4 protein-coding genes are annotated in these 1,413 nt (G+C 39.3%); all 4 read left to right on the forward strand.

Features of this window, described 5'->3' with window-relative positions:
* Positions 1–311: Kae1-like domain-containing protein (locus tag E1176_RS01020; RefSeq protein ID WP_484494452.1), on the forward strand; the 311-nt coding region annotated here is incomplete at its 5' end.
* Positions 308–700 carry a thioesterase family protein gene (locus tag E1176_RS01025; protein WP_185152521.1) on the forward strand — a complete coding sequence of 131 codons (393 nt, stop codon included), beginning with the start codon at positions 308–310 and terminating at the stop codon, positions 698–700. The genes E1176_RS01020 and E1176_RS01025, both read left to right, overlap by 4 nt.
* Positions 700–1,167 (forward strand): SsrA-binding protein SmpB, encoded by a 468-nt coding sequence (gene smpB, locus E1176_RS01030; protein ID WP_155208731.1) that lies wholly within the window; start codon positions 700–702, stop codon positions 1,165–1,167. The genes E1176_RS01025 and smpB overlap by 1 nt, the downstream gene beginning before the upstream one ends.
* A gap of 4 nt (positions 1,168–1,171) precedes the next feature.
* Positions 1,172–1,413 (forward strand): SH3 domain-containing protein (locus E1176_RS01035; RefSeq protein ID WP_155208732.1); only part of this gene is annotated, 242 nt, incomplete at its 3' end.

A 1,413-nucleotide genomic window follows, 5' to 3' on the forward strand; every position in this document is an offset into this window, starting at 1 on the left:
ATATTTGTGCCAGCCTGCAGCATAGTTTGGTAAGAATGTTACTTCAAAAATTAAAACGTGCCAGTCGTGAAACAGGCATCAATGAGATAGCCATAGCTGGAGGTGTATCTGCAAACAGTGGGCTTAGAGCGTCTCTTAAAAAACTGGCTGAAGAGAAGCAGTGGAAGGTTTATGTGCCTGATTTTCAATACTGTACTGATAATGCCGGCATGGTGGCTATGGCAGCGCATTATCATTTCTTGCAGCAAAAATTTGTAGGCCTCGATGTGAGTCCCATGGCCAGGATGAAATTTGGTACTTCAGAGTTGTGAGAAAGCTACTTAAAAAAGGAGATAAAAAGCAGTATACGTTTGAGGTGAGTGAGCAGGATGTTGCCGCTTTTCATGGGGAGGTAGTGCATCCGGTATGTTCTACCTTTGTATTAGCACGAGAAATTGAGTGGGCCACCAGGCTTTTTGTTTTAGACATTACCGATGAAGACGAAGAGGGGATAGGGTCACAATTAAATATTAGACATAAAGGCCCGGCTTTTGTTAAAGAAAAAGTAACAATTAAGGCCGAGGTCGAAAGTTTTGAAAATAATGAGCTAATCTGTAATTATGAGGCGAGCGTAAATGGTCGCCTTGTTGCTACAGGAGTTACCGGCCAAAAGGTTTTGAAAAAGGATAAGATAAAAAAGATATTTTCTACATTTAAGTAATGGCGAAGGATAAGAGCAGGTTTTCGAATGATGTACATATTAAGAACCGTAAGGCAAGGCATGAGTATGAGTTTGTAGATACTTATGAAGCTGGCATAGTGCTTAAGGGTACAGAGATAAAATCAATTAGAGAGGGTAAGGTAAACCTTCTGGATGGATATTGCTTTTTTAACAAGGGTGAGCTCATTCTAAAGGGTATCCATATATCGCCATATTCTCAGAGTTCTTTTTACAATCATGAGTCTACCCGTGAGCGCAAGTTGCTTTTACACAAAAGGGAGCTTGTGAAAATAAAAAGTAAGCTTGATGAAAAAGGGCTTACCCTGATACCCAGCCGACTTTACATTAACAAAAGAGGTTTTGCTAAGGTCGAAATTGCACTGGCAAAAGGTAAGAAGCTCCATGATAAGAGAGACAGTATCAAGGAGAAAGATATGAAAAGAGAACTCGAAAGAATCAAGTTTTAGTTTTATGGAGGTTGGCGCAAAGGGAGTTTGTAGGCTTGGTATTGTACCCGTAAGGGAAACAGCAAGCGACAAAGCACAAATGGTTACTCAACTACTTTTTGGGGATCATTATGAAATACTTGAGGTGTCTGATAACAAGAAGTGGCTAAAAATCAAAATTCATTTTGATAGCTATGAAGGGTGGATAGATACCAAACAGCATACAAATATTTCTGAAGCTTATTTTAATCAGATAAACAACTCTGA

It is taken from the genome of Fulvivirga aurantia (assembly GCF_009711475.1).
In the GTDB taxonomy this organism is placed as follows: Bacteria; Bacteroidota; Bacteroidia; order Cytophagales; family Cyclobacteriaceae; genus Fulvivirga; species Fulvivirga aurantia.